9 protein-coding genes are annotated in these 9,196 nt (G+C 74.0%); 5 read left to right on the forward strand and 4 right to left on the reverse strand.

Translation table 11 applies throughout. The features are described from left to right. The first annotated feature begins 50 nt into the window (after positions 1 to 50). Together ctaD and UW392_RS60875 are read left to right on the forward strand one after the other, a co-directional pair. Positions 51 to 1,793: a cytochrome c oxidase subunit I gene (gene ctaD, locus UW392_RS60870; protein ID WP_320784122.1), complete on the forward strand. Its 1,743-nt coding sequence runs from the start codon at positions 51 to 53 to the stop codon at positions 1,791 to 1,793. 13 nt (positions 1,794 to 1,806) lie between these two features. After that, positions 1,807 to 2,253 (forward strand): hypothetical protein, encoded by a 447-nt coding sequence (locus UW392_RS60875; RefSeq protein ID WP_320784111.1) that lies wholly within the window; start codon positions 1,807 to 1,809, stop codon positions 2,251 to 2,253. Positions 2,254 to 2,483: 230 nt separating this feature from the next. Here UW392_RS60875 and UW392_RS60880 read toward each other — a convergent pair whose 3' ends face one another. Continuing rightward, a complete protein-coding gene (locus UW392_RS60880; RefSeq protein WP_320784112.1) occupies positions 2,484 to 2,852 on the reverse strand; it encodes a metalloregulator ArsR/SmtB family transcription factor in 369 nt (122 codons plus the stop codon). A gap of 57 nt (positions 2,853 to 2,909) precedes the next feature. Here UW392_RS60880 and UW392_RS60885 point away from each other — a divergent pair, with 57 nt between their 5' ends. The 3 genes from UW392_RS60885 to UW392_RS60895 all read left to right on the forward strand — a co-directional run bounded on the left by UW392_RS60885 (position 2,910) and on the right by UW392_RS60895 (position 7,067). Beyond that, the gene (locus tag UW392_RS60885; RefSeq protein WP_320784113.1) at positions 2,910 to 4,940 is read left to right on the forward strand and encodes a heavy metal translocating P-type ATPase; all 2,031 of its coding nucleotides are present in this window, start codon (positions 2,910 to 2,912) and stop codon (positions 4,938 to 4,940) included. Between the two features lie 76 nt (positions 4,941 to 5,016). Continuing rightward, positions 5,017 to 6,516 carry an AlkA N-terminal domain-containing protein gene (locus UW392_RS60890; RefSeq protein WP_320784114.1) on the forward strand — a complete coding sequence of 500 codons (1,500 nt, stop codon included), beginning with the start codon at positions 5,017 to 5,019 and terminating at the stop codon, positions 6,514 to 6,516. 65 nt (positions 6,517 to 6,581) lie between these two features. After that, positions 6,582 to 7,067, forward strand: coding sequence for a methylated-DNA--[protein]-cysteine S-methyltransferase (locus tag UW392_RS60895; RefSeq protein ID WP_320784115.1), 486 nt, complete (start codon positions 6,582 to 6,584; stop codon positions 7,065 to 7,067). Here UW392_RS60895 and UW392_RS60900 read toward each other — a convergent pair. From UW392_RS60900 to uppS, 3 genes are all read right to left on the reverse strand, one after another. Further along, a complete protein-coding gene (locus tag UW392_RS60900; RefSeq protein ID WP_320784116.1) occupies positions 7,064 to 7,786 on the reverse strand; it encodes an SIR2 family NAD-dependent protein deacylase in 723 nt (240 codons plus the stop codon). The two genes, UW392_RS60895 and UW392_RS60900, sit on opposite strands and share 4 nt — an antisense overlap. A gap of 68 nt (positions 7,787 to 7,854) precedes the next feature. After that, positions 7,855 to 8,394: an NUDIX hydrolase gene (locus UW392_RS60905; RefSeq protein ID WP_320784117.1), complete on the reverse strand. Its 540-nt coding sequence runs from the start codon at positions 8,392 to 8,394 to the stop codon at positions 7,855 to 7,857. 37 nt (positions 8,395 to 8,431) lie between these two features. Then, positions 8,432 to 9,196: polyprenyl diphosphate synthase (gene uppS, locus UW392_RS60910; protein ID WP_320784118.1), on the reverse strand; the 765-nt coding region annotated here is incomplete at its 5' end.

The raw sequence follows: 9,196 nt of genomic DNA on the forward strand, positions 1-9,196 counted from the left end.
TCAATCACGCGTACGGCCAACAGCGCCCGGAGACAGGTCGGAGCGCCGAGGTGACGGCCGGCGACGGTGGAGCGGAACCGGCGGAACCGGCCCCATCAACCGCATCGGCCCCATCAACCGCATCGGCCCCGGCAGCCGCATCGGCCCCGTCGGCCGCCCGCGCGCGGACCGGAGGGCGGGTGGTGGAGTGGCTGACGACCACCGACCACAAGAAGATCGGGACGATGTACCTGGTCTCGGCGTTCGGCTTCTTCGTCGTGGGGGGCGCGCTCGCCCTGCTGATGCGGGCCGAACTCGCCCGCCCCGGCACGCAGATCCTGTCGAACGAGCAGTTCAACCAGGCGTTCACGATGCACGGCTCGATCATGCTGCTGCTGTTCGCCATGCCGCTGTTCACCGGCTTCGCCAACTGGCTCATGCCGTTGCAGATCGGCGCCCCGGACGTCGCCTTCCCACGGCTGAACATGCTGGCCTACTGGCTGTTCATGTTCGGCTCGCTCATCGCCGCCGGCGGCTTCCTCACCCCGCAGGGCGCCGCCAGCTTCGGCTGGTTCCTGTACGCCCCGCTCTCCAACGAGGTGTACTCGCCGGGCATCGGCTCCGACATGTGGATCATGGGCGTACTCCTCTCCGGCTTCGGCTCCATCCTCGGCGCGGTCAACTTCATCACCACGATCGTCTGCATGCGCGCCCCCGGCCTGACCATGTTCCGCATGCCGATCTTCACCTGGAACGTCCTGCTCACCGGCGTACTGGTCCTCATGATCTTCCCGGTGCTCGCCGCGGCCCTCTTCGCCCTGGAGTGCGACCGCAGGTTCGGCAGCCACATCTTCGACGCGTCCAACGGCGGCGCGCTGCTGTGGCAGCACCTGTTCTGGTTCTTCGGCCATCCGGAGGTGTACGTCCTGGCGTTGCCGTTCTTCGGCGTCATCAGCGAGGTCATCCCGGTCTTCGCCCGCAAGCCGATGTTCGGCTACATGGGTCTGGTCGCCGCGACCATGGCCATCGCCGGTCTGTCGGTGACGGTGTGGGCGCACCACATGTACACCACCGGTGGCGTGCTGCTGCCCTTCTTCTCCTTCATGACCTTCCTGATCGGCGTGCCGACCGGGGTGAAGTTCTTCAACTGGATCGGCACGATGTGGCGGGGCTCGCTGTCCTTCGAGACACCGATGCTGTGGGCCACCGGCTTCCTGGTGACGTTCCTGTTCGGCGGGCTCACGGGCGTCATCCTGGCCTCGCCGCCGCTGGACTTCCACGTCTCCGACTCGTACTTCGTCGTCGCGCACTTCCACTACACGCTCTTCGGCACGGTCGTGTACGCCATGTTCGCCGGCTTCCACTTCTGGTGGCCGAAGTGGACGGGCAAGATGCTCGACGAACGCCTCGGCAAGATCACCTTCTGGACGCTGACGGTGGGCTTCAACCTCACCTTCCTCGTCCAGCACTGGCTCGGTGTCGAGGGCATGCCGCGCCGGTACGCGGACTACCTCGCCGCCGACGGCTTCACGGGCCTGAACATGCTGTCCACGATCGGCTCCTTCCTGCTCGGCCTGTCGATCCTGCCGTTCCTCTACAACGTCTGGAAGACCGCCAGGTACGGCAAGAAGGTCGACGTCGACGACCCCTGGGGCTACGGCCGTTCGCTGGAGTGGGCGACGTCCTGCCCGCCGCCGCGGCACAACTTCACCGTCCTCCCGCGCATCCGCTCCGAGTCCCCGGCGTTCGACCTGCACCACCCGGACATCGCCGCGCTCGACGAGCGGAACGAACGTCAGCCGGTCGCGAGCTGAAGGGGCGGAGACCATGTACGACGGCGTCCTCTCCCTCGGCACCGCGGCGGTGTGCGCCTCCGGCTGCGTCTGGTACCTGCCCGCGATGGCGGACGTCCGCGCGGGCGCCGACCGCCCCCGGTCGCAGCGTTCGGCGGCCCTCGCGTGCCTGATCGCCTGGGGCACCCTCGCGGTCGTCGCCGTGCTGCTGCTCACGCCGGTGCCGGGCACCGGGACGGCGGTGGCCGCGGCGGCGGGCCTGGTCGGCGCCCTGGCGCTGCGGGTCCGTGCCCGCCTCGAGCAGGGGCGCGAACAGCGGGAGGCTCGGGCGAGTTGGGCCGATCTGGCCCCGCCGGGATCGGCGGCGGTGCCGTCCCGACCGGACCGTGCCGGGACGGTGCTCGCCGCCCTGGCCCTGTCGGGACTGGTCCTGACCCTCACGGCCGCGGTCATGGCCCTGGCCGTCGTCGTCCCCGGCTGACCGGGGCCGACATCGAGACCGCGGGCTCGGCCGCGGTGCCGGTGGGGGGCGCACGTCCCGCACCGCCGCCCTCCGCCGTGTCCCGGGTCGCCCCGGACTTCGTGGGGACTGTTCCGGGGCGGCAGCAGAGGCCGATCCGGGGCGCGTACGGTCACGCGCCCCGGATCGGTCGTTCCCGGTCCCGTCCGGTGCCGTGTGCGGGGCCCGTCCAGTCCTGTCCGGGGTCCCGTTCAGTCCGATTCGGCCGCGTCGCTGATGCCCAGCCGCAGGTGCTCCACGTGGTAGACGGCCTGGTCGAGCAGTTCGGCGACATGGTGGTCGTGCAGGGCGTACACCACCGAACGGCCCTGCCGCTCGCCCACGACCAGCCCCAGGTTGCGCAGCAGCCGCAACTGGTGGGAGCAGGCCGACTGCTCCATGCCCACCTCGGCCGCCAACTCGGTGGCGGGCAGCGGGCCCTCGCGCAGCCGGGCGAGGATCAGCAGCCGGGACGGGGTGGAGAGGGCCTGGAGGGTGGTGGCCACCTTCTCGGCGTTGGCCGCGTCGAGGCGTACGCGTGCCGTGTCGTCCTGCGCGGCGGTGACGGCTCCATGACCCATGGCTCACATCTTACCCACCGTACATGAACGAATGAATGGGTCTTCATGTGTTCCTGTATGGTGTGCCGCGTGTCCGCCACTGCCACCACCTCCGCCTCCCCGCCGCCGCCCCCGTCCGGGTCCTCGTCCCCGCCCCGGCCGGCCGGAACGACCGCCCCGCGCCGCCGTACCCGCGTGCTCGCCCTGCCCGAGGCCCGTTGGGCGCTCGCCTCGACGCTCGCGTTCCTCCTCGCGCTCCCGCTGGACCTGACCGGCGCGTCCCCGTGGCTGTACGGCCCGCTGTACGTGATCGCCTACGCGGCCGGCGGCTGGGAACCCGCCCTCGAAGGGCTGCGGGCGCTGCGGGAGAAGACCCTCGACGTCGACCTGCTGATGATCGTCGCGGCGCTCGGCGCGGCCGCGATCGGCCAGGTCCTGGACGGCGCGCTGCTCATCGTCATCTTCGCCACCTCCGGGGCGCTGGAGGCGCTGGCCACCGCCCGCACCGCCGACTCCGTACGCGGCCTGCTGGACCTGGCCCCCGCCACGGCCACGCGACTCTCGTCGGCGGGGGACGGCGGCGAGGAGACGGTCGCCACCGACCGGCTCGCGGTCGGGGACGTCATCCTGGTCCGCCCGGGCGAACGCATCGGCGCCGACGGCAGCGTCCTGGACGGCGAGAGCGAGGCCGACCAGGCCACCATCACCGGCGAGCCGCTGCCCGTCCCCAAGGCCCCGGGCGACGAGGTCTTCGCCTCCACCCTCAACGGCACCGGCGCCCTCCGCGTCCGGGTCACCCGCGACCCGGCCGACTCGGTGATCGCCCGCATCGTGACCCTGGTGGAGGAGGCGTCCCGCACCAAGGCGCCGACGCAGCTGTTCATCGAGAAGATCGAACAGCGTTACGCCGTGGGCGTGGTGGCCGCCACGCTCGCCGTCTTCACGGTCCCGCTCCTCTTCGGCGCGGACCTCACGAGTGCGCTGCTCCGCGCGATGACCTTCATGATCGTGGCCTCGCCCTGCGCGGTGGTCCTGGCCACCATGCCGCCCCTGCTCTCCGCCATCGCCAACGCCGGCCGGCACGGCGTACTGGTCAAGTCGGCCGTGGCCATGGAACGGCTCGGCGCGATCGACGCCACCGCCCTCGACAAGACGGGCACCCTCACCGAGGGCACCCCCGAGGTCACGGCCGTACGGCCGCTGCCCGGCTCCGGACTCGACGAGGACGCCCTGCTCGCCCTGGCCGCCGCCGCCGAGCATCCCAGCGAACACCCGCTGGCCCGCGCCGTCGTGGCCGCCGCCCGGGAGCGCGGACTGCGGGTCGCCACCGCCGAGGACTTCTCGGCCCGGCCCGGACGCGGGGTGAGCGCGACGGTGGAGGGGCGCGTGGTGACGGTCGGACGCGTGGGGGAGCACGCCGACGACCCGCCGTCCCTATCGGAGTCCGTCGACGACCCACCGTCTCCGACCGAGCCCGCCGGCACCCCCGGTACCACGGTCCTCGTACGACGCGACGGCGCCCCCGTCGGCACCCTCACCCTCACCGACCGCCTGCGCCCCGACGCGGCCACGGCCGTCACCGCCCTCACCGCCGTCACCGGCACGTCCCCCACCCTCCTCACCGGCGACAACGCGTCCGCCGCCGCCCTGGTGGCCGCCGACACGGGTGTCACCGACGTCCGCGCGGACCTCCTCCCCGAGGACAAGGCCGCGGCCGTCACCGCGCTCCAGGACGCCGGCCGCCGGGTGCTCTTCGTCGGCGACGGCATCAACGACGCGCCCGCCCTGGCCGCCGCGCACTCCGGCGTGGCGATGGGCCGCGCCGGCTCCGACCTGGCCCTGGAGACCGCGGACGCCGTCGTCGTACGCGACGAACTGACGGCGATCCCCGCCGTCGTACGGCTGTCCCGCGCGGCCCGCCGCCTGGTCGTCCAGAACCTGGTCATCGCCGGGACCTGCATCGCCGTCCTGGTGGTGTGGGACCTGGTGGGCCACCTGCCGCTGCCGCTCGGCGTCGCCGGTCACGAGGGCTCGACCGTCCTGGTGGGCCTGAACGGGCTGCGGCTGCTGCGGGAGTCGGCGTGGCGGAAGGCGTCCCGCCCGGGGTAGCGGCCCGCGCGGCTCCGCACAGGTGGATGTCGGATTCCCGCCAGCCACGTGCCCGCGCCCGGACCATCCTTGAGCCATGCGGAACGGGATGCACACCGACATCGAGCGCTGCGTGCGCGCCGTGCGGTCGAAGGACGCGCGCTTCGACGGCTGGTTCTACACGGCGGTCAGGACCACGGGGATCTACTGTCGGCCGAGCTGCCCGGTCGTCCCGCCGAAGCCGGAGAACATGACGTTCCTGCCGAGCGCGGCCGCCTGTCAGCAGGCCGGCTTCCGGGCGTGCAAGCGCTGCCGCCCGGACGCCAGCCCCGGCTCCCCCGAGTGGAACCGGCGCGCCGACCTGGTGGCCCGCGCGATGCGCCTCATCGGCGACGGGGCCGTGGACCGAGAGGGCGTCCCCGGCCTGGCCCGGCTGCTCGGCTACAGCACCCGCCAGATCGAACGCGAACTCAACGCCGAACTGGGCGCCGGCCCCCTCGCACTCGCCCGCGCCCAGCGCGCCCGGACCGCGCGGCTGCTCATCGAGACGACGGCGCTGCCGATGGGGGATGTGGCGTTCGCGTCGGGCTTCGCCTCGATCCGCAACTTCAACGACACCGTCCGCGAGGTCTTCGCGCTGTCACCGAGCGAACTGCGCGCCCGGGGCACCGGCGCGCAGGCCCCGGCGCCCCCGACGACCGGTACGACCCCCGGCGCACTGGCCCTCCGCCTCCCCTTCCGCGCCCCCCTCAACCCGGACAACCTCTTCGGCCACCTCGCCGCCACCGCCGTACCCGGCGTCGAGGAGTGGCGGTCGGGCGCCTACCGCCGCACCCTCCGCCTCCCCCACGGCCACGGCACCGCCGCCCTCACCCCGGCCCCCGACCACATCGGCTGCCGCCTCACCCTCACCGACCTGCGCGACCTGCCCGTCGCGATCGCCCGCTGCCGCCGCCTGCTCGACCTGGACGCCGACCCGGTCGCGGTGGACGACCAGCTGCGCACCGACCCCGTCCTCGCGCCGCTGGTCGACAAGGCGCCCGGCCGCCGGGTGCCGCGCACGGTGGACGAGGCGGAGTTCGCCGTACGGGCCGTGCTCGGCCAGCAGGTCTCCACGGCCGCCGCCCGCACCCACGCCGCCCGCCTGGTCACCGCCCACGGCGAGCCGGTCGACGACCCCGAGGGCGGCCTCACCCACCTCTTCCCGTCCCCGGAGGCGCTCGCCTCCCTCGACCCCGGCGCCCTCGCCCTGCCGCGCACCCGCCGCACCACCCTCACCACCCTGGTGGGCCGGCTGGCCGACGGCAGCCTCCACCTGGGCCCGGACAGCGACTGGCAGGACGCCCGCGCCCAGCTCCTCGCCCTGCCCGGCTTCGGCCCCTGGACGGTGGACGTCATCGCGATGCGCGCCCTCGGCGACCCCGACGCCTTCCTCCCCACCGACCTCGGCATCCGCCGCGCCGCGCAGGAACTGGGCCTGCCCTCGACGCCCGCCGCGCTCACGGCCCGCGCGGCCGCCTGGCGCCCCTGGCGGGCGTACGCGGTCCAGTACCTGTGGGCGACCGACAGCCACCCGATCAACTTCCTCCCGGTCTGAGGACATCACCAGGAGGACGTCACCAAGAGGACACCACCAAGAGGACACCACCAAGAGGACTGCCCATGCGGAAACAGCACACGGTCGTCGACAGCCCGTACGGCCCCCTCACCCTCGTCGCCACCGACGGCGCCCTGTCCGGCCTCTACATGACCGACCAGCGCCACCGCCCGCCCGAGGAGACCTTCGGCGCACCGGACGACACCCCCTTCGCCGAGACGACGGCCCAGCTCGGGGCCTACTTCGCGGGGGAGCTGAAGGAGTTCACCCTCGACCTCCACCTCGCCGGTACGCCGTTCCAGCACGAGGTGTGGAACCAGTTGACGCGCATCCCCTACGGCGAGACCCGCACGTACGGCGAACTCGCGACCGCCCTCGGCAACCCGAAGGCCTCCCGCGCGGTGGGCCTCGCCAATGGCCGCAACCCGATCGGCATCATCGTCCCCTGCCACCGCGTCGTCGGCGCGGACGGCGACCTGACGGGCTACGGCGGCGGCCTGCCCCGCAAGCGGCGGCTGCTGGACTTCGAACGGGGGGCGGGCCTGTTCTAGCCCAGGCCGCGCAGCAGCTCCGGCAGCGCCGTCCCGATCGGTTCCCGGATCACCTCGGCGGCGCGGTCGTCGTACGGCGTCGGCTCGGCGTTGACGACCACCAGGCGGGCGCCGTGGTCGGCGGCGACGCCGGCGAGGCCCGCGGCGGGCTGGACCTGGAGGCTGGTGCCGACCGCGACGAACACCTCGCAGGCCTTGGCGATCGAGAGCGCCTCGCCCAGCACCACCGGGTCGAGCCGCTCACCGAACATCACGGTCGCCGGCTTCAGGACGCCGCCGCACGCGCCGCACGGCGGATCCTCCTCGCCGGCGTCCACCCGGGCGAGCGCGTCCTCCATCGCGCCCCTCGCCCCGCAGCCGGTGCACACGACACCGCGGGCGGTGCCGTGCAGTTCGAGGACCTTGCGGGCGGGCATCCCGGCGAGCTGGTGCAGACCGTCCACGTTCTGGGTGAGGACACGCACCGGGACGCCGGCACGCTCCAGCTCCGCCACGGCCCGGTGCGCGGCGTTCGGCCGTGCGTGCAGCGTCCCGGCCTCGCGCCGCATCCGCCACGCACGCCGCCGGATCTCCGGGTCGCCCATGTAGTACTCGTACGTCACCAGCTTCTCGGCCTCCGGGTCCCGCCGCCACAGCCCGTTCGGACCGCGGTAGTCGGGGATCCCGGAGTCGGTGGAGATGCCGGCCCCGCTGAGGACGGCGACCAGGGGTTTCTTCATGGGGCCGAGGGTAGGTCGCGCGCCGGGCGGGGGCGAACGACTTTCCGGCGGCGCGGCGCGGTACCGGCTCAGCCCACCCGGTACCCGTTCTCCAGCTCCACCGTCCCGGCGCCCTCCGCCAGTACCTCCAGCCCGGCGAGCACGCGGCGGCCGAGGGAGCCCGGCAGGTGCTCGGGGAGCTCCTCGGGGGCGACGAGGCGCCAGGACAGCAGCTCCTCCTCCTGGAGGACGATCGCCGCGAAGTCGTCCGCGCCGAGCACCCCGCCGTCGTACAGGTACGCCACCAGCGGCGGGCGTCCGGGGCCGGTCGCCCAGTCCACCGCGAGCAGCCGGCCCAGCTCGACGTCCAGCCCGATCTCCTCGGCCGTCTCGCGGCGGGCGCCCTGGCGCGGGCTCTCGCCGTCGTCCGACTCGACGGTGCCGCCGGGCAGCGCCCAGCCCTCCCGGTAGTTCGGTTCGACGAGCAGGACCCGCCCCTCGGCGTCGCGGAAGAGCGCGGCGGCGCCGGCGAGCACGCGGGGGAGGCTCGCGATGTACGCGGCGAAGGACTGGGCGGTGTCCGGGGTGGTGGCCGAGGCGGGGCCCGGGGTGGTGTTCGAGGTGGTCATCCAGGAAGGGTATCCAGCCATGGCGGACCGATCCCCGTCAGTCGCCCGTGCCCGCCTCCTCGCCCCCGGCCCCGGCTTCCCGGGACCGGCGCTCCCGGTCGGTGTACGCGCGTACGGCCGTCCACAGGTGCGTGCGGTCGGCGTCGGGCCAGAGGGTGTCCAGGGAGACGAGTTCGGCGTGGGCGGACTGCCAGGGCAGGAAGGCGGAGGTACGGCGTTCCCCGGCCGTACGCACCAGGAGGTCGACGTCGGGCAGGCCGGGCTGGTGCAGGTGGCGGCCCACGTGGCGCGGGGTGATCCGGTCGGGGGCGATCTCACCGCGCACGGCCCGCACGGCCAGGGCCCGGACCGCGTGGGTGATCTCGTCGCGGCCGTCGTAGTTGAGGCAGAGGTTGAGGGTGAGGCCGGTGCGGGCCCGGGTGGCGTGGACCGTCCCGCGCAGGTCCCGCACCACGTCGGCGGGCAGCCCGTCGGCCGCCCCGGACCACAGCAGCCGCACGTCGCGCCGCCACAGTTCCTCCGTCCGCAGGTCCAGCCCGGTCCGCAGGGCGCGCAGGAGGCCCTCGGTCTCCGCCGTGGTGCGTGACCGGCTCCCGGCGGACAGCGCGTACACGCTCAGGTACGGCAGGCCGATCTCCAGCGCGCCGTAGGCGACGTCGCGCAGGGCCCGGCCGCCGGCGCCGTGCCCGTCGCCGCGGGCCAGACCGCGGTCGCCGGCCCAGCGCCCGCTGCCGTCCATGACGATCGCCACGTGCCGGGGCAGCCGGTGGGCGGGCAGCCGGGGCGGGCGGGCCCCGCCCGG

Source organism: Streptomyces sp. CRN 30 (genome assembly GCF_034105845.1).